Origin of the sequence: Streptomyces caeruleatus, assembly GCF_001514235.1 — a bacterium.
In the GTDB taxonomy this organism is placed as follows: Bacteria; Actinomycetota; Actinomycetes; order Streptomycetales; family Streptomycetaceae; genus Streptomyces; species Streptomyces caeruleatus.
In genome coordinates this window covers 636,569-654,482 of record NZ_KQ948924.1, presented here as the reverse complement: position 1 = coordinate 654,482, position 17,914 = coordinate 636,569, and the positions used below count along the sequence as shown (strand labels likewise).

At 70.8% G+C, this 17,914-nt stretch carries 12 protein-coding genes; 3 read left to right on the top strand and 9 right to left on the bottom strand.

Translation table 11 applies throughout. The features are described from left to right. Window positions 1-2 precede the first annotated feature (2 nt). The 9 genes from AQJ67_RS02935 to AQJ67_RS02895 all read right to left on the bottom strand — a co-directional run bounded on the left by AQJ67_RS02935 (window position 3) and on the right by AQJ67_RS02895 (window position 12,541). Window positions 3-896 carry an alpha/beta fold hydrolase gene (locus AQJ67_RS02935; protein WP_062716363.1) on the bottom strand — a complete coding sequence of 298 codons (894 nt, stop codon included), beginning with the start codon at window positions 894-896 and terminating at the stop codon, window positions 3-5. Between the two features lie 114 nt (window positions 897-1,010). Next, complete coding sequence (locus tag AQJ67_RS02930; RefSeq protein WP_062716362.1) at window positions 1,011-1,868, bottom strand: hypothetical protein; 858 nt, start codon at window positions 1,866-1,868, stop codon at window positions 1,011-1,013. Next, window positions 1,868-3,553 carry a PHP domain-containing protein gene (locus AQJ67_RS02925; RefSeq protein WP_062716361.1) on the bottom strand — a complete coding sequence of 562 codons (1,686 nt, stop codon included), beginning with the start codon at window positions 3,551-3,553 and terminating at the stop codon, window positions 1,868-1,870. The genes AQJ67_RS02930 and AQJ67_RS02925 overlap by 1 nt, the downstream gene beginning before the upstream one ends. A 19-nt stretch (window positions 3,554-3,572) precedes the next feature. Beyond that, a complete protein-coding gene (locus tag AQJ67_RS02920) occupies window positions 3,573-5,414 on the bottom strand; it encodes a LamG-like jellyroll fold domain-containing protein (protein ID WP_062716360.1) in 1,842 nt (613 codons plus the stop codon). Window positions 5,415-5,449: 35 nt separating this feature from the next. After that, window positions 5,450-8,371, bottom strand: a complete 2,922-nt coding sequence (locus tag AQJ67_RS02915) for a glycoside hydrolase family 2 TIM barrel-domain containing protein (RefSeq protein ID WP_062716359.1) — start codon at window positions 8,369-8,371, stop codon at window positions 5,450-5,452. Next, the gene (locus tag AQJ67_RS02910) at window positions 8,368-9,207 is read right to left on the bottom strand and encodes a carbohydrate ABC transporter permease (protein ID WP_062716358.1); all 840 of its coding nucleotides are present in this window, start codon (window positions 9,205-9,207) and stop codon (window positions 8,368-8,370) included. Before AQJ67_RS02910 ends, AQJ67_RS02915 begins: the two co-directional genes overlap by 4 nt. Before the next feature lie 14 nt (window positions 9,208-9,221). After that, on the bottom strand, window positions 9,222-10,172 hold the full coding sequence (locus tag AQJ67_RS02905) for a carbohydrate ABC transporter permease (protein ID WP_062716357.1): 951 nt from the start codon (window positions 10,170-10,172) through the stop codon (window positions 9,222-9,224). Continuing rightward, window positions 10,172-11,458: an ABC transporter substrate-binding protein gene (locus tag AQJ67_RS02900; RefSeq protein ID WP_062716356.1), complete on the bottom strand. Its 1,287-nt coding sequence runs from the start codon at window positions 11,456-11,458 to the stop codon at window positions 10,172-10,174. Before AQJ67_RS02900 ends, AQJ67_RS02905 begins: the two co-directional genes overlap by 1 nt. Before the next feature lie 63 nt (window positions 11,459-11,521). Further along, window positions 11,522-12,541 carry a carbohydrate kinase family protein gene (locus tag AQJ67_RS02895; RefSeq protein ID WP_062716355.1) on the bottom strand — a complete coding sequence of 340 codons (1,020 nt, stop codon included), beginning with the start codon at window positions 12,539-12,541 and terminating at the stop codon, window positions 11,522-11,524. Between the two features lie 127 nt (window positions 12,542-12,668). Here AQJ67_RS02895 and AQJ67_RS02890 point away from each other — a divergent pair, with 127 nt between their 5' ends. The 3 genes from AQJ67_RS02890 to AQJ67_RS02880 all read left to right on the top strand — a co-directional run bounded on the left by AQJ67_RS02890 (window position 12,669) and on the right by AQJ67_RS02880 (window position 17,914). After that, window positions 12,669-13,433, top strand: a complete 765-nt coding sequence (locus AQJ67_RS02890) for a DeoR/GlpR family DNA-binding transcription regulator (protein WP_062716354.1) — start codon at window positions 12,669-12,671, stop codon at window positions 13,431-13,433. Then, window positions 13,430-14,770: a 6-phospho-beta-glucosidase gene (locus AQJ67_RS02885; protein ID WP_062716353.1), complete on the top strand. Its 1,341-nt coding sequence runs from the start codon at window positions 13,430-13,432 to the stop codon at window positions 14,768-14,770. Before AQJ67_RS02890 ends, AQJ67_RS02885 begins: the two co-directional genes overlap by 4 nt. Window positions 14,771-14,869: 99 nt before the next feature. Beyond that, window positions 14,870-17,914 (top strand): alpha-mannosidase, encoded by a 3,045-nt coding sequence (locus AQJ67_RS02880; protein WP_062716352.1) that lies wholly within the window; start codon window positions 14,870-14,872, stop codon window positions 17,912-17,914.

Sequence of the window (17,914 nt, the reverse complement as noted above, 5' to 3'; positions counted from 1 at the left end):
GTTCAGCCGCGGTCGGCGGCCAGTCGGGTGCGGCCGCCCAGCAGCCAGGTCACGATGTCCGGCAGCACCCGTAACGAAGCGAAGTGCGCCGCGGCCGGCTGGAGGATCGCCGTGACCCCGGGGATCCGCTCGGCCAGCCAGCGGGTGTGGCCGGCCGGCGAGAACCCGTCCTGCTCGCCGTGCCACAGCAGCACCGGTACGCAGATGTCGGCCGGGTTGAACCCCCAGGGCGTGCAGAAGGACAGCGCGTCGTCCACCCAGCCGTCGGCCGACACACTCAGCGCCTCGCGGTAGTTGCGCAGCAGCATGGCCCGGATACCGGCGTCGGCGACCACCCGCAGGTCGGACTCGGTGAGGTCGCGGCGCAGCTGGGCCAGCAGCCGGACCGGGTCGGCGCGGATGCCGACGGAGCGTTCGCGGAGGCTGGCCTCCAGGTGGTCGGGGCTGGCCTGCGCCTTGGTGTACTCGCTGACGTTGAAGGCCGCCATCCCGGCGAACCAGTCCAGCCCGTCGGCGTCGCGGGGCGCCAGGCTGACCAGCACCGCGACCCGGGTGACCCGGTCGGGCAGCAGGGCGGCACAGGCCAGGGCGTGCGGTCCGCCGCCGGAGCGGCCGACCACCGCGAACCGTTCGACGCCGAGGGCGTCGGCGATGGCGGTCACGTCGGCGGAGACATGGGCTACCCGGCGGCCGGGGAGCCGGTCCGAGGGGCCGTAGCCGGGGCGGTCGTAGGTGATGAGCCGGACCTGCTGGTGGTAGAGCAGCATGGGCCTGGGTGCCGGGCCGAGCCTGCTGCCGGGGGTGCCGTGCAGCAGGAACACCGGAAAACCGTTGAGATCCCCGGAGATCTCAACGGCTAATCGGCGGCCGTCCCCCGTGATCACCTCTTTGCGCATGCGCGGCCTCCCCTCGAAGCCCCCGCCCGCTGCGGCATGCCGTCCGGTCGTGCGACGGCCACTCCCCATCGTGCCCCAGACCATCCCGATGTGCGGGTGTTTCCGGGGTCTCGGTCAGTTCGTGACCTGCTGGTACGAGTACACGGCCGTCGCCGCCGCGCACACGCCCGGCGGAATCATCTGGGCCCGCAGGGTGGCGCTGCTCGCGTCGTAGTCGACGCCCTCCGTCTCGAAGGTGCCGAACGAGCCGGTGCACAGGCTGCGCTGAGGCAGTGCGAACAGGCTGGTCACCGCGCCCGTCATCGGCTGTCCGTCCACCTTGCGCTCCAGGTCGACCCGGAGCAGCGGGCGGATCTCCGGGAAGAGCGTGCCCGAGGCGTCGTTCGAGGCGCACACCAGGCGGGTGTCCGTCACGAAGTCACAGCCCTGGATGTCGCGTACGGGCTTGTCCAGGGTGATCTGCCAGGCCTCCTTCAGATCGCCGCCGGACTGCGGGGTGGACGGGTTCAGCAGGGGCGCCGGGAACACCTGGAGTCTTCGCTGCTCACCCCACTCGCCCGACACCAGCCACTGCCCGTCGGGCGAGACGGAGGCGAAGGAGTTGTTCAGCTTCTCGCCCGGGTTGAGCCGGTGGACGTACTCGTAGCGCTTCCCGGCCGGGGTGGTCACCGCGAACATCTTGGACGTGGCCGTATCCGGGCCCTGGTAGGCGTCGAAGACATGGCCGCGTGCGACGTCCGGGTCGCCGACGTGGTTCCAGCCCTTGATCCGCAGGTCCAGCGGGATGGAGGCGAGCCCGCGGTACAGCAGTGAGCCGTCCGCGCGGCTCGCCAGACCCTGTCCGCCGCCCAGCGTGTCCGTGTACGCCGTGCCGGACTCGGCCCAGCGCGGGGCACCGGCGGCGGACGCCGTCCCCGCGCCGAGCGCGAGTACGCCCAATAAGCAAGCGAGAGTGCTGAGGTGACGCTTCATCAGGCTCCTGCCACGTCGACGAATACCGGGTTCGAATAGAACCACGTATCCGTCCACGGGTCACCGTCTCCGGGCGCGTGCGGGATCGGCCCGTGCGGGTCGACCGAGGCGCCGAGGTAGCCCGTGCCGTTGCGGTTGCCGTCGCTGCCGCGCAGCCGCACGTAGAAGGACTCGTCCCCCGCGGTCAGCGGGATGCGCAGGGTGTACGTCCCCTTGCGGCCGCTCACGTCCGTCGTCCGCACGACCCTGGTGTCGGGGGCCCGCCAGGTGTCCCGGTCGGTCACCGGGCCGCGCACCGCGCCCCGGACGACGTCCACATGGGCCAACTCCGGCAGGATTCCCTGCGGGTTGGGCCGGGAGGCGGTCGTGACCGTCACGTGCAGGGTGAGCTTCTCGCCCTTGCGCACACGCAGCCGGCCGCCCAGCGTGACACCCCGGCCGTGGTCGCAGTCCCGCTTGAGGCGGACGTCCAGGCCGTCGAGCAGATGCCCGTGGTCCAGCCAGACCCGGCCCGCGCGCAGGCCCGCCATCACCGAGCGGTAGCCGTAGCGGGTCACGCCGACGTGGGTGCGGCTGAACTGGCCCGGCCAGAAGTCGCTGCCCGGCTGCGGGGTAGTGGTGTTCACCGGGTCGGGCAGCTTGCCGGTGGTGTCGAAGTTCTGGCCCGCCGGCCAGTCGCCGTTCTTCCAGGTGTCGAAGACGATGCGGTGGGCGTCGGAGTTCGTGGTGATCGAGAACAGGCGGCCCTCCGCCAGCATCGAGTCCCACAGCCCGCCGACCGTCGCCGTCGCCCAGTCGAAGCCGCCGTACGTGAGGTACGCGTCCGCCGGGTAGCCGGCCCAGGACTGCGCCGACGGCTTGTTCTCGTACTCGCCGCGGATCGAGGTCGCGCCGCGCCAGCCGGGGATGGCCGCGCCCTGGGCGCCGGGCGCGCCCTCCATACCGATCATGATCTCGGGGGCCGCGTCCCGCCAGGCCCGCATCTCGTGCGGGGAGTCGATGCCGAGGCGCATCGGGTGGTTGGCGAGGACGAGGACGTCGTCCACGTAGCGCGTGCGGCGCTGTTCGGCCAGCCACTGGACGGCCTTGACCGCGTGGGCCTCGTTGCGGGCGGTGTCCGCGTCGGCCGCGCCGCCCTTGTCGTAGCCGAGGAGCTTGCCGTCGTAGGCGCTCTCGAACTGTGTCAGCAGGTCCACCTCGTGGCGGCCGGGCGCGGCGAACACCGTGCAGTGCTCGGCGCCCGGGATGTACCACTCCAGGCCCTGGAAGATGAGCTGGCGCGGGTTCTCGGCCCGCGCCCGGAGGATCTCCTCGTGCTCCAGCGCGGCCCCGAACTTGGCGTGCCCGAAGTTGGAGTGCTCGGTGAACACCATCCAGTCCAGGCCGAACTTGGCGCTCGCGGCGGCCAGTTGGGAGAACGTGTACTTGGCGTCGTGGCTGTAGACGGAGTGGATGTGGTGGTCGCCCACGAGATAGGCGAGGCGCGGGTCGTCGCCGCCGAGACGCCGGTCGGAGGCGGCCGAGGCCGGTCCCGCCAGCGCCGGTGCGGCCGCGCCGCCCAGCGCGAACGCGGCGCCGAACAGGCCGGCGCGGCGCAGGAGCCCGCGCCGGGAGACGCCCTGCGGGTCGAGGTCGGCGGGGGAGACGGACGGGTCGGCCCAGCTGGGCAGCTGCTGCTCGGTCATGGTGCTGGTCCCCTGAAGGTCAGTGGTTCATGAAGGACTTGACGGGCAGCGCCCGCGCGACGATCCGGACGTCGCCGAGGCGGCCGTGCAGGATCTGGTCGATCTTGCCGCCGTACGCGTAGCCGCCGAGCAGCCACGGCAGGCCGACGGACGTGATGCCGGTCGAGCGTGCCTTCGGGTTGCGGACCACCGGGCAGCCCTCGACGTACATCGTGGTGTGCTCGCCGTCGTTGACGACCGCGAGGTGCCACCAGGTCTCCAGCGGGGTCTCCTGGGCCCAGTTGGTGGCGATGCCCTCCTGGTTCAGCGGGCGCATCGCCCACTGCGGCTCCCGGTCGTTCGACAGGGAGAGCGTGGCGAGCGGCTCGTCCGGGTCGTCGGCGGTCTTGCCGGCGGCGCCGCCCGTGCCCGTACGGCTCACCAGGCCCGACCAGGCGTGGTGGTCGGGGTCCCAGTCGGCGGGGAGACGGTAGAACGCCTCGATGGTGTAACCGTCCCTGAACGTCGCCGAGTTGAGCGGCGCCCCGTCGACCGTGCGCAGGTACGCGCCCTTCAGCGGTGACTTGAAGCCCTGGAACTCCAGGCTGCCGTGCCCGGGCTGGTCGGGGTGGTGGTCGGCGGACCAGCCCAGCGTGCCGCCGCCGACCGGGACGAGCGAGAGGTCGTTGCCGTGCCCGGAGGCGTCACGGACCGTGCCGCCCGACACCGGCTGCTCGAAGCGCCAGTACGCCACCGTGCCCGGGATCAGCAGCCGGGACGCGGGGCGCGACGGACGCGCGGGCACCGGGGCGAAGCCGGAGAAGCGGTCGGCGAAGTCGAGGTCGACGCTGAACCGGTCGGCGTCGCCGCTGAGTTCGATCTCCTGCCGCTCCAGCTCGCCCAGGCCCTTGGCGGCCCGGCCGAGGATCCACGGGGAGACCGTCTCCACGTCGATGACGTTCCGGTCGAGGTCGAAGCGGTACAGGCGGATCATCGCGGCGCCGCCGAAGTACCGGTTCTGGTAGTTCGTCAGATGCAGGTGGACGTCGTTGCCCGCCGCGTTCTTGCGGGTCGCCCGGCCGGCCGGCCAGTAGTGCCCGTTGAGGGTGAGGAAGATCTGGTCGTGGTCCTCGATCAGCTGGTCCCACAGCTGCTGCCCGTACGCCGACAAGGTGTCGTCCTCGACGACCAGCTCATGGGTGGTGAGGACGACCGGCGTCCTCGGATGCCGGGCCAGGACGTCCTTGGCCCACGCATAGCCCTTCGCCGACAGCCGCCAGTCAAGGGCGAGCACCATCCACTCACGTCCGGCGGCCTTGAACAGGTGGAAGCTGTTGTAGCCGTCGGGGGAGGCGCCCCCGAAGGTCTTCTTCCCCTGGAACCGCTTCGGCCCGAAGGCGTCCAGATAGGGCGTCGCGCCGCGCTGGTCGTCCGTGGACGACTTCACGTCGTGGTTGCCGGCGAGGACGCTGTAGCCCACGCCCCGCCGGTCCAGGAGCCGGAACGCCTCGCTGATCGCGGCGACTTCGGGCTGGGAGCCGTTCTGGGTGAGGTCGCCGAGGTGCGACAGGAAGACGATGTTCTCCTTCCGGCCGTGCTCCAGCAGATACCGCAGCGACGCCTCGATGGGCGCCTTGTCGATGCTCGGCCCGTCGAAGAGGTACTGGGTGTCCGGCATCACGGCGAGCGTGAAGCGACGGCTGTCGGAGTCGGGCCGCCAGTCGGAGGCCGTGGCCGCGGCGGGCGCGGCCTCGGCGACCGCCGGGAGGGCGACCGCGGCGGTGGCGGTGGCGCCGATCAGCGCCGTGGCCCGCAGGAAACTGCGTCTTCCGGCGGCGGCCTGCGCGGCCTCGCCCTGGTCGTGGGCATGCGAAGTACACATGGGTGCTCCATGAAGAGGAGGGGAGGAAGAGGAGTTCAGAGGACGCGCAGGGTCCAGCTCCAGCGATGGACGCCCGGTGCGACGCGGTACGAGGGGAAGGTGTCGGGGCCGCACGACGCCGTGCCCAGGCCCCGGTGCGCCGCGTCGAGGTGGACCACGCAGCCGGGGCGCGGCACCAGTTCGTCGTGGTGCGTGGCGGCCGTCAGGTCCTCGGCACGGTAACGGGTGACGCAGACCTGACGCGGCTCGTCCAGCACCACCGCGAGACCGGTGGCGTCCGGCGCGGACAGCGTGAACCGCCGTACGCCGTGCCGGCCACCGCTCTCCTGCGGACGCAGATAGGGGGTGAACAACTCGTCGACGGGCAGGGAGTGATGGCCGACGGGCGCGCCCGCGCGGCGGTCGGGATACGACTCCCAGGGGCCCTGCCCGAACCACTCCAGCAGGTCCAGCCCCGCGACCGTCTCGAAGACCGTGCCGACCCGCGCCACGTCGTCGAAGGCCTCCGGTAGCTCGGCCTCCTCCTCGACGCGGACGCCGCCCGCGACGGGCGTGAACACCTGCCGGTGCCGTACGACACCGGTGGTGCCCGCGTACTCGGACCGCACGGTCACCTGTCCGGCGTCCTCACGCACGGACACGACCTTGCGGACCAGCGCGTCCAGCCCCCAGCTCCGCCAGCGCCCCGCCATGCCGCCCAACTCGTCGTTGTCGGTGGGCGCACGCCACAGAGAGAGGGCGGGAGCCACCGTCAGCAGCGGGTGGACGAGGAGTCCCTCGCCGTCGACCTCCACCGAACCCGCCGCGACCGGCTCCCGCCGCACGTCGGCCTGCCGCAGCTGTATCTGCGGCACGCACACCTCCGTGCCGCGCGGCGCCCACGGCAGGTCGCGCGCCGTCGTCACCCGCAGCGTCAGCCACGCCTCGCCGCCGTCCTCCGGCAGCGCGAACGGCAGCGGCACCGCCGCCGTCTCCCCCGGGCACAGCTCGGGCAGTTCGGCCGGCGCGGTCAGCGTGCGACCGTCGGCCAGCGACAGCTCCCATACGGCGGCCAGCCAGTCGAAGCCGCGGAAGTGCTGGTGGTTGGTCAGGACGACGCCCTCGTGCCGGTAGCTCTCGATGCGCACCGGCGCCGCGATCTCCCGGTGCTCGTACATCGCCGGCTTGGGCGTGCGGTCGGGAAACACCACGCCGTCCGCGATGAACGCGCCGTCGTGGATCGTCTCGCCGAAGTCACCGCCGTACGCCCAGCGGTACCCGGGCGCGGCGACACCGTTGTCGTACAGCCCGGCGCCCCCACGCCCGGCCGGTCTTCCGTCGCTCACACGTTGCAGAATCCCGTGGTCCCAGAACTCCCAGATGAACCCGCCCTGAAGACCCGGGGTGGCCTCGATGGCAGCCCAGTGGTCGGCCAGCGTGCCGTTGCTGTTGCCCATGGCGTGCGAGTACTCGCACTGGATCAGCGGCTTGGTCTGCTCGCCGGAGAGCGCGTGCGCCACGCAGTCCTCCAGCGGCGCGTACATGGGGCAGGCGATGTCGGAGGCGAGCTCCGGGTCGGCCCAGCCCAGTTTGGCCGCGCCCTCGTACTGGATCGGCCGGGTCGGGTCGTGCCGTCGCACCCAGCCGGCCGCCGCGTCGTGGTTGGCCCCGTAGTCGGACTCGTTGCCCAGCGACCAGATGATCACCGACGGGTGGTTCTTGTCGCGCAGCACCATGCGCGAGACCCGGTCCACGAAGGCGCCGAGATAGCGCGGGTCGTCGGCGGTCTCGTGGGCGTGGTCGTGGGACTCGATGTCCGCCTCGTCGACGACGTAGAAGCCGAGCTCGTCGGCGAGGTCGTACAGCGTCGGGTCGTTCGGGTAGTGGGCGGTGCGCACGGCGTTGAAGCCGAACCGCTTGAGCAGGACCAGGTCCGCGCGCATGTCGTCGTACGACACCGTCCGGCCGGTCAGCGGGTGGAAGTCGTGCCGGTTGACGCCCCGGATGAAGACCCGCTCGCCGTTGACCAGCAGGTCGCGGCCGACGATCTCGACGTCGCGGAAGCCGATCCGGTGCCGGGAGGTGTCGGCGACCGTACCGTCGGCGCGGTGCAGACGTACGGTCAGGTCGTACAGCTCGGGCGTCTCCGCGTTCCAGGTGCGCACCTCGGGGACGGTGGTCAGCAGCCGTGCCTCGCCGAGGAAGTCGGAGACGCGCTCGTCCTCGGCGTTGGCACGGTCGAACTCAGTGTCCTGGGCGAGCGGCCGCCCGTCCAGGTCCCCGGTGAGATACCACCCCGCGGGCAGCGCGCCGCCCGTGTCCCGGACCCGGCAGTCCACGCGCAGGTCGCCGCTGTACCGGGCGCGCACGGTCACGTCCGCGAGATGCAGCGGGTCCGTCGCGTACAGCAGCACCGAGCGGGTGATCCCGCCGTGCCACCACTGGTCCTGGTCCTCGATGTGCGAGGCGTCGGACCACTTGACGACCGTGAGCCGTACGGTCGCGGACGTGCCGGGGCGTACCAGTGCCGTCAGATCGAACTCGGCGGCCAGGTGCGAGTCCTTGGAGACGCCCACCGGCCGCCCGTCCACGTGCACCAGCAGCACGCTCTCCGCGGCCCCCACCTGGAGCACGACGCGGCGTCCGGCCCAGTCCGCCGGGACGTCCACCTCGCGCTCGTACACGCCCGTCGGGTTCGCCGCGGGGGAGGCGGGCGGGTACTGGGGGAACGGCATCCTGACGTTGGTGTACTGCGGGAGGTCGTCGGTGCCCTGCATGGTCCAGACGCCGGGGACGCGCGACGTCGACCAGGCACCGCCGACCGGCGCGTGCGGAGCGGACAGCAACTGGAAGCGCCAGTCACCGTCCAGGGGGAGTGCTCCGTCGCGCCGGTCGACGGCGTTCATGGGGAGTCGCCCCCAGGAGGTCACCTCGGGTGCCTCCCAGGGGCGCAGGGCCAGCAGCGGATCGCTGGTCATCCGCGGACGGCTCCCTTCGCGAGGTCGCCGATGATCTGCTTGGCGCCGACCGCGAACACGATCAGCAGCGGGATGAGGGCGAGCAGGGCGCCGGTCATCACGATGCCGTAGTCGGTGGTGCCGTGGGTGCCGTTGAGCTGGGACAGCGCGACCTGGAGGGTGACGTTGTCGGGGTTGGTGAGGGCGATCAGGGGCCAGGCGAAGTCGTTCCACTGGCCCATGAAGGTGAAGATGCCGAGGAAGGCGAGGCCCGGGCGGACCACCGGCAGTGCCACGTGCCAGTACTGGCGCAGGAAGTTCGCGCCGTCGAGCTTGGAGGCGTCGAGCAGCTCGTCGTGGATGGCCGTCTTCATGTACTGGCGCATCCAGAAGATGCCGAACGCGTTGGCCGCCGCCGGCACGATCAGCGCGGTCATCGAGCCGATCCAGCCGATCTTCGCCATGACGACGAACTGCGGGATGACCGACAGCTGCGCCGGCACCATGAAGATGACCATGAGCAGCCCGAACAGCAGTCCCTTGCCCGGGAACTCGAACTTGGCGAAGACGAACGCCGCGAGGGAGTCGAAGAGCAGGACCAGGAAGGTCACCGCCGTCGCGACCAGCAGCGAGTTCCACATCGACCCGAAGAAGTCGACCGCGTCGAAGAGGCCCCGGACGTTCTCCAGGAAGTGCGTGCCCGGCAGCAGCTTCGGCGGGTAGGAGAAGATCTCCGAGGAGCTGTGCGTCGACATGATCACGGCCCAGTAGAACGGGAAGGCCGAGATCACCGTGCCGACGATCAGCGGGAGGTGCAGCGCGATCCCTCTGCGGCGGGACCCCTTGATGGATGCCATGATGCGCGCCCTTCCTAGTCGCCGCGGCGCTGCACGAGGCGCCAGTTGATGATCGAGAACAGGACGACGACGAGGAAGATGCCCCACGCCACCGCGGCGCCGTACCCGAAGTCGTTGTTGTCGAAGGTCTGCTGGAAGAAGTAGAGGACCATCGTCTGGCCGGAGTGACCCGGACCGCCCGCGAACGTGGAGTCGTTGGAGGACGTCTGGAGCAGGACCTGTGGTTCGGAGAAGCTCTGCAGGCCGGTGACCGTCGAGACGACGAGCACGAACAGCAGCGTGGGCCGCAGCAGCGGCAGCGTGATCCGGAAGAAGGTCTGGACCGGACCGGCGCCGTCCATCCGCGCCGCCTCGTACAGGTCGCTCGGGATGGTCTGGAGTCCGGCGAGGAAGATGATGGCGTTGTAGCCGGTCCACTGCCAGGTCATCAGGGCCGCGATGGTGACCTTGATGCCCCAGGGCGTGTTCAGCCACGCCACCTGGTCGATGCCCACCGCGTGCAGGACGGCGTTCACCATGCCGGCGTTGGTGGAGAAGATCGAGCCGAAGACGATCGCGATCGCGACGACCGAGGTGACGTTCGGCAGGAAGTACGCGAAGCGGTAGACGTTCTTGAAGCGGACCGCGGAGTTGAGCATCACGGCCGTGACCATCGCCAGGAAGATCATGGGGAAGGTCGCCAGCGCCCAGATGACGACCGTGTTGCCGATCGAGTTCCAGAAGTCGCTGTCGCTCAGCAGGTACTGGTACTGCGAGAGCCCGGCCCACTCCATCGAGCCGAGGCCGTCCCAGCGGTGGAAGGACAGGTAGAGCGAGAAGCCGACCGGGAAGAGGCCGAAGCCGAGGAAGATCAGGTAGAAGGGGGAGATCGCGGCGTAGAGATGCCAGTACTTGCGCCAGCCCTTCCTGGGCTGCGTGGGCGAGGGCTGCGCCACCGCCGGCGGGGTCTGCTCCAGGACGGCCATCAGTAGCTCACCCCCAGGTGCTTCGCGATGCGCCGGCACTTGCTCATGGCGTCACTCCAGGCGTTCTTGGGATCCTTGCCGAGGACGCCGACGTTCTTGATCTCGTCCTTGAGGGGCTGCCCGAGCGCGATGTCGAACGGGCTGTTGTAGGCGACCGCGATCTTCCGCGCGGCGGGCCCGAAGACATCGGTCGTGACCTGGCCGCCGAAGAACTCGTCCGGCTCCTGCATCTGCTTCAGGCCGTACGAGGCGGGCGTCGAGGGGAAGAGGCCCGCGTCGACGTAACCCTGCGCCTGGTTGGCCGCGTTGAGGATCCAGGTGATGATCTCGAAGGCCTGCTCGGGCTCCCGGCACGCCTTGGTGATCGACAGGAACGAGCCGCCGTTGTTGGCGGGCCGCACCGGCATCTGCGCCACCCGCCACCTGCCCTTGGTCTTCGGCACGCCGTTCTTGATGTCGAAGGAGGCCCAGGAGGCGTTCAGCTGGCTCGGCAGCTTGCCGTCCTGAATGGCCGACAGCTGGTCCGGGGTGCCGCTGACCAGGTCGGAGACGATCCCGCGCCGCTTCGCCTCCACGGCGAGGGCCCAGGCCCGGCGCACATGGTCCTGGTCGCCGATGAAATGGCGGTCCTTGTCGACGTAGCGCTTCGCGCCCTGCTGCACGACGTTCTCGAAGACCGAGTTGACGTCGGTGAGCAGCTTGGCTCCCGGGACACGCTTGCCGAGCCGCACGCCCGCGTCGAAGAACTTCTCCCAGGTGTTCAGTTCGTTCGTCACGTCGTCGGGCTCGTACGGCAGCCCGGCCCTGCGGAAGATCTCGTACTGGTAGTAGTGCGCGACCGGCCCGCAGTCGATCGGGAAGCCGACCATCGTGCCGTCGTCGGCGATGCCTTGGTCCCACTTCCAGGGCAGGTACTGGCTCCGGTACTTCTCCGCGCCCAGCGTCCGCAGGTCGATGAACTGGTCCGCGTTCGGCAGGTAGGCGGCCATGTCCTCGCCCTTGAGCCCCGCGATGTCGGGGATGTGGGCCCGGCCGGTGATGGTGGTGATGAGCTTCGAGCGGTACTGGCCGCCGATCTGGATGGCGTCGAGGGCCACGGAGCTGTCGTAACGCGCCTTGGCGTTCTTGACGACCGTGTCGCTCAGACCGCCGCTCCAGTACCACAGGACCATGTTCCGGCCGGTCGAGCCGGTCGGTACGGCACAGCCGGACGCCAGGCCGCCTAGCGCCGTGGCGGCCGTACCGGCCAGGCCCGCGCGGAGCAGGCCTCTTCGTGAGAGCCGCACAGCTCCCACCGCCTTTCGGATCTTTTCGGGACTTCGCATGAGAGGGGCGTGGGGGGAGGTCGGTCAGTTCTGCCGCGCGGGCGGGGTCACCGGGGCGTACGCGACGGGCGGCCCCGGGTCGTCGGGGAGCCGGTCCGCAAGGAATCCGTACGTCCGCTTCAGCTCGGGGTCGGTCAGGGAGCGCCACCAGCGGTCGACGCCGTACCAGCCGGGGGCGGCCAGCGCCCCGCCGTGCCGCCCGACCGACAGGCCGGCGGCCAGGACGGCGAACCTGAGCCGTTCCTCCAGGGACCAGCCGCCGAGCGAGGCCGCGACGAAGCTCGCCCCGAACACGTCACCGGCGCCGGTCGCGTCGAGGACGTCGACGGGCAGGGCGGGCACCTCCGCGTACTCGCCGGTCGTCTGGTCGACCGCGACGGCGCCGTCCCCGCCGCGGGTCACCACGGCGACCGGCACCAGTTCGCTGAGCGTGCCGAGGGCCGCGACCGCGCTGTCGGTGCGGGTGTAGGCCATCGCCTCGGTCTCGTTGGGGAGGAAGGCGTGGCACAGGCGGAGCTGTTCGAGGAGGTCGGTGGACCACTGCTGGGTGGGGTCCCAGCCGACGTCGGCGTAGATGCGGGTGCCGTTCGCGGCTGCCTTGGCCAGCCAGGCGCGGGGTTCGGCCTCGATGTGCACGAGGGCCGTGCGCGCCTCGGGCGGGTCGCCCATCAGCGCGTCCTGCGAGTACGGGGGTTCCTGGCCGTGGGTGACGAGGGCCCGGTCGTGGCCGTAGGCGAGGGAGACGGTGACCGGGGTGGGCCAGCCGTCCGCCGTGCGGGAGAGCGAGAGGTCGATGTCCTCCTGGTCGCACAGGACGTCCCGGCAGTACTCGCCGTAGAGGTCGTCGCCGAACACCGTGGCCAGTGAGGTACGCAGACCGAAGCGGGCGGCGGCGACCGCGAGGTTGGCGATGCCGCCCGGGCCGCAGCCCATGCCGCCGGTCCAGATCTCCTCGCCCAAGGTGGGCGGCTTCCCGAGCCCCGTGAGGACGAGGTCGTAGAAGAGCAGCCCGGTCAGCAGCACATCGGGCCGGTCATCGTCCACGGCTGGGTCCTCTCGTCAAAACTCTTCATTTCGGTGACCGGAATCGTGCGCCGATCGAAGAGATTGGTCAATACCCGAGCAGAAATGAGCATGGCGATGATTGAAGATGACGAGTAGTGTTCACGTCGTGCTGGCAGAACGACGACACCAACTCATCCTGCGGGCCCTGCGCGCCGGAGGCCCCGCGGCCGTGACCGATCTCTCCGAGCAGCTGGGTGTGAGCCCGGCCACGATCAGGCGTGACCTGGTCAAACTCGAGGAGGACGGCCTGCTCACGCGGGTGCACGGCGGCGCGGTCGTGGAGGAGGGCGACCAGCCCTTCGCCGAGGTCGCGGAGATGCGCGTGCCCGAGAAGGACGCCATAGCCGCGCGCGCCGCCTCGATGATCAAAGACGGTCAGTCGGTGCTGCTCGACATCGGCACCACCGCCTTCCGGCTGGCCCGCCAGCTGCACGGCCGCCGCCTCACCGTGATCACCAGCAACCTGGTGGTCTACGAGGAGCTCGCCGACGACGAGGGCATCGAGCTGGTGCTGCTCGGCGGCATGGTCCGCCGCGAGTACCGCTCCCTGGTCGGCTTCCTCACCGAGGACAATCTGCGCCAGTTGCATGCAGACTGGCTGTTCCTGGGCACCAGTGGAGTGCGGCCCGGCGGTCAGGTGATGGACACGACGGTCGTCGAGGTGCCGGTCAAGCGGGCCATGATCAAGGCCGGTGACAAGGTCGTCCTGCTCGCCGACGCGGCGAAGTTCCCGGGTACGGGGATGGCGAAGGTGTGTGGTCCGGACGACCTGGACGTGGTGGTGACGAACGCGCCGGTCGACGCGGCGACCCGGTCCTCCCTGGAGGAGGCGGGCGTCGAGGTGGTCGTGGCAGGAAAGGTGCAAGAGTGAGACTGACGATTCTGGGCGGCGGCGGATTCCGCGTGCCGCTCGTGTACGGGGCGCTCCTGACGGACCGCGCCGAGGGCCGGGTCACCCAGGTCGTGCTGCACGACCTGGACGCCGGGCGGCTCGCCGCCGTGACCCGTGTCCTCGCTGAGCAGGCGGCCGGGGTGCCGGACGCGCCCGGGGTGACCGCCACGACCGACCTGGACGAGGCGCTGCGCGGCGCCGACTTCGTCTTCTCGGCGATCCGCGTCGGCGGCCTCGAAGGCCGGGCCAACGACGAGCGGGTCGCGCTCGCCGAGGGCGTCCTCGGCCAGGAGACGGTCGGTGCGGGCGGCATCGCCTACGGCCTGCGCACGGTCCCGGTCGCCGTCGACATCGCCCAGCGGGTCGCCCGCCTCGCCCCCGACGCCTGGGTCATCAACTTCACCAACCCGGCGGGCCTGGTCACCGAGGCCATGTCCCGCCACCTCGGCGACCGCGTCATCGGCATCTGCGACTCACCGGTAGGCCTCGGCCGCCGTATCGCCCGGGTGCTCGGCGTCAAGAACCCCGGCGAGGCGTGGATCGACTACGTCGGCCTCAACCACCTCGGCTGGGTGCGCGGCCTGCGCGTCGCCGGCCGTGACGAACTGCCGCGTCTGCTCGCCGACCCCGACCTGCTCGGCTCCTTCGAGGAGGGCAAGCTCTTCGGCGTCGACTGGCTCCAGTCACTCGGCGCCATCCCCAACGAATACCTGCACTACTACTACTTCAACCGCGAGGCCGTCCGCGCCTACCAGCAGGCCGACAAGACCCGCGGCGCGTTCCTCGCCGACCAGCAGGCGCACTTCTACCGCGAGGTCGAGCGGTCGGACGCCTCCGCGCTGGAGATCTGGGACCGCACCCGCGCCGAGCGCGAGGCCACCTACATGTCCGAGAACCGGGAGACGGCCGGCGCCGGCGAACGCGACGCCGACGACCTCTCCGGCGGCTACGAGAAGGTCGCGCTGGCCCTGATGCGGGCCATCGCCCGCGACGAACGCACGACCCTGATCCTCAACGTCCGCAACCGGAACACGCTGTCGGTGCTCGACTCCGACGCCGTGATCGAGGTGCCCTGCCTGGTCGACGCCAACGGCGCCCACCCGGTCGCCGTCGCCCCGCTGCCCGACCACGCCACCGGTCTCGTCTGCTCGGTCAAGGCGGTCGAGCGCGAGGTGCTGGCCGCCGCCGGGTCCGGCTCCCGTACGACGGCGGTCAAGGCCTTCGCCCTGCACCCGCTGGTCGACTCAGTCAACGTCGCCCGCAGGCTGGTGGACGGCTACACCGGGGTCCATCCCGGCCTCGCGTACCTTAGATAGCGCGTACGGCGGAAAGCGCTTACAGCCCCCTAGCCTGCTCTTTCGCCTCCTCCCTCACCCCTCGCTTCCCCTCCGTTCTCTCCCTCCCTGGAGACCCTGATGCACGACGAACGCCGCCGGATCGAGGAACGCGTCGAGCGCGTCCACAACCAGCGCATCAAGCCCGCGATCTACGCGGCAACCGTCCCCTTCGAGGTCGAGGCCTGGCAGGCGCCGGGTGAGCCGGTCTCCTTCGAGGAGGCGGCGGCCGCCCCCTACACGCCCTTCGCGATGGACACCCCGTGGGGCCCGCCCTGGGGCACGACCTGGTTCCGGATGCGCGGCCGGGTGCCCGCCGAGTGGGCCGGACGGCGCGTCGAGGCGGTCATCGACCTCGGCTTCGTGGGGGACTGGCCCGGCAACCAGGCCGAGGCCCTGGTCCACCTGCCCGACGGCCGGCCCCTGAAGGCGGTCAACCCGCTCAACCAGTACGTGCCGATCGGCAACCCGGTCGCGGGCGGCGAGGAGATCGACTACCTGGTCGAGGCCGCCTCCAACCCGGACATCCTGGCCGACAACTTCTCGAAGACGACCCCGCTCGGCGACGTCCTCACGGCCGGCGACAAGCCCCTCTACACCTTCCAGCGCGCCGACATCGCCGTCCTCGACGAGGAGGTCTGGCACCTCGACCTCGACATCCAGGTGCTGAGCGAGCTCATGGTCCACCTCGGCGAGCACGAGCCGCGCCGCCACGAGATCATGCACGCCCTCGACCGGGCCATGGACGCCCTCGACCTCGACGACGTCTCCGGCAGCGCGGCCGCCGTACGCGAGGTGCTCGCCCCCGTCCTGGCCCGCCCCGCGCACGCCAGCGCGCACACGGTCTCCGGTGTCGGCCACGCCCACATCGACTCGGCCTGGCTCTGGCCGATCCGCGAGACCAAGCGCAAGACGTCCCGCACCTTCTCCAATGTCACGTCCCTCGCGGACGAGTACGACGACTTCATCTTCGCCTGCTCGCAGGCCCAGCAGTACGAGTGGGTGCGCGACAACTACCCGCACGTGTGGGCCCGCATCCAGGAGTCCGTGAAGAAGGGCCAGTGGGCGCCCGTCGGCGGCATGTGGGTCGAGGCCGACGGCAACCTGCCCGGCGGCGAGGCCATCGCCCGCCAGCTGATCCACGGCAAGCGGTTCTTCATCGAGCACTTCGGAGTCGAGACCAAGGGCGTCTGGCTGCCCGACTCCTTCGGCTACACCGCCGCCTACCCGCAGCTCGCCAAGCTCGCCGGCAACGACTGGTTCCTGACCCAGAAGATCTCCTGGAACCAGACCAACAAGTTCCCCCACCACACCTTCTGGTGGGAGGGCATCGACGGCACCCGCATCTTCACCCACTTCCCGCCGGTCGACACCTACAACGCCCGCTTCAGCGGCGAGGAGATGGACCGCGCGGTCCGCAACTACTCCGAGAAGGGCGGCGGCACGCGTTCCCTCGCGCCCTTCGGCTGGGGCGACGGCGGCGGCGGCCCCACCCGCGAGATCATGGAGCGTGCGCGTCGGCTCGCCGACCTGGAGGGCTCGCCCAAGGTCGTCGTCGAGCACCCGGACGAGTTCTTCGCCCAGGCCCGCGAGGAGTACCCGGACGCCCCGGTCTGGGTCGGCGAGCTCTACCTGGAGCTGCACCGCGCCACCTACACCTCCCAGGCCCGCACCAAGCAGGGCAACCGCCGCTCCGAGCACCGGCTCCGCGAGGCCGAGCTGTGGGCGACGACGGCCGCGCTGCACGCGCCGGGCTACTCCTACCCGTACGAGAAGCTCGACCGGCTGTGGAAGACGGTCCTGCTGCACCAGTTCCACGACATCCTGCCGGGCTCGTCGATCGCCTGGGTGCACCGCGAGGCGGAGGCCGAATACGCCCGTGTCGCCGAGGAGCTGGAGGCACTGACGGCCGAGGCGGTCGCGGCGCTGGGCGCCGGAGACACCCGCGTCTTCAACACCAGCCCGTTCGACCGGGCCGAGGTGGTCCGTACGGCACCGGGGGCCCCGGCGTACGTGAAGGTGCCCGCGAGTGGCAGCGCGCCACTGACGGACGCGCGGCCCGCCCGGTCCGTGCGGACCGAGGGCCGGGTCCTCGACAACGGCCTGGTGCGCGTGGAGGTGGCGCAGGACGGCACCCTGTCCTCGGTCCTCGACCTGCGCGTCGGGCGTGAAGTCCTGGGCGACAAGGGCAACCTGCTCCGGCTGCACACCGACCTCCCGAACTACTGGGACGCCTGGGACATCGACAAGCACTACCAGAACCGGTACACGGATCTTCTGGAGCCCACGTCGATCGAGGTCGTCTCCGAGGACCCGCTGCTGGGCGCGATCCGGGTGACCCGGGCCTTCGGCAAGGGCTCGACGATCACCCAGACCATCACGCTCCGCGCCGACAGCCCCCGGATCGACTTCGAGACCGAGATCGACTGGCACGAGGCGGAGAAGATCCTCAAGGCCGCCTTCCCGGTCGACGTCCGGGCCGCGCACTCCTCCGCGGAGATCCAGTTCGGCCACATCCAGCGGCCCACCCACACCAACACCAGCTGGGAGGCGGCCCGCTTCGAGGTCTCCGGCCACCGCTGGGTGCACGTCGGCGAACCGGGCTACGGCGTCGCGGTGCTGAACGACTCCACCTACGGCCACGACGTCTCCCGTACGGTCCGCGAGGACGGCGGTACGACGACCACGGTCCGGCTCAGCCTGGTCCGCGCCCCGCGCATCCCGGACCCGGAGGCCGACCAGGGCAAGCACCGCTTCACCTACTCGCTGCTGCCCGGCGCGAGCATCGAGGACACCGTCGCCGAGGGCTACTCCCTCAACCTGCCGCTCCGGGTGGCGGACGCGGCCGGCGCGCCCGAGCCGGTCGTCTCGGTCGACGGTCAGGGCGTGACGGTCGAGGCGGTCAAGCTCGCCGACGACGGTTCCGGTGACGTCGTGGTGCGGCTGTACGAGTCCGGCGGCGCCCGTGCCCAGGGCGTGCTGCGGACCGGGTTCCCGCTGGCCGGTGCCCAGGTGACCGACCTGCTGGAGCGACCGCTGGACGACACCGTCGAGATCTCGGACAGCGGGGTCGCGGTGTCCCTGCGGCCCTTCCAGGTGCTGACGCTCCGGCTGCGGAGGGGCTGA